The organism is Oleiphilus sp. HI0132, from assembly GCF_001635845.1.
In genome coordinates, this window is the sequence record NZ_LWGJ01001896.1 from 1 (window position 1) to 1,128 (window position 1,128).

1 pseudogene is annotated in these 1,128 nt (G+C 44.9%); it reads left to right on the forward strand.

The features are described from left to right. Positions 1-652 (forward strand): annotated as a pseudogene (locus A3766_RS28615) (transposase); the annotation flags it as partial. Between the last annotated feature and the right edge of the window lie 476 nt (positions 653-1,128).

Here is a 1,128-nt window from a genome sequence, read left to right on the forward strand (position 1 = left end):
CTAACTGGTCGTTAAAACATATGCGATGGCTAACCGAAATGGTGCTTCCGCACCCTTGCCAGCAAATCGTTTTACAAGAAATGATTCAGACTATTGATGAGCGCACTAAGCGATTAAAACGACTCGACAACGAGCTCACTCATCAAGTCAAGAAGTGGCGCTACTATCCTGTCGTTAAAGCAATACAAGCGATGCGTGGAATACGCCTCCTCATCGCAACAGGCGTAGTGTGTGAGCTTGGTGATCTAAGCCGATTTGATACGCCTAGAAAGCTAATGAGCTATGTCGGGCTCACCCCGAGTGAGCATTCTAGTCGCGATAAACGAAAACTTGGCAGCATTACAAAGTGCGGTAATGGACGCGTCAGAAACTGTTGATTGAGGGAGCGCACAGCTATCGGTATAGCGCACGAATATCCAAAGAAATGCAGGTAAGACAGGAAGGTCTACCTAAGGAGATTATCGATCAAGCATGGCAAGCGCAACTAAGGCTGTGAAAACGATATCAGAGGCTTATGAAGCGCGGTCAAAATTGCAATGTGGTCGTGACCGCAATAGCCCGTGAAATGATTGCCTTTATCTGGTCGATATCACGAGAAGTCATTTTACTTAAGGTCGACCCAAAAACACGTTTATCAAGAGTACCAGCTTAATGAGTTTAGCGTTAGCGCATTGGGTCAAGCAACGAGTGTGGTGTAATCACCGACGGCGTTAGGTAGGCAATGTAGCTTCATCGCATTGATCCACGAGCATAGACTGAAGACAGACACCACGACGTAAAAAGTAAGGTCGGATAGGTTCTTTAAAAAAAGAGCAACCCACGAATACCAGCATGATAACCGTCGAAATTATCTGCTTCATCTGATGCGCTAATGCTTCTTAAACAAAAGAAGTTGACTAAAAAAGAAAAAACTCTGGCCGTGCTATCGGCAGGAATTTGTGCAGTTTGCTTGACGTGGGGAGTCATACCAACGCCCGGCTAAACGGCGTAGTAACTGTGGCGACTTTTTTGGAACAAAAAAGGTGCGACTGTTACGGAGTCCGTTTGAGCCGTTGGTTATAACTTTATTTATTTGTAGCAATATGCCACAATTAATGCAGATTGTTACAGGAGCATTAACTATGGCAA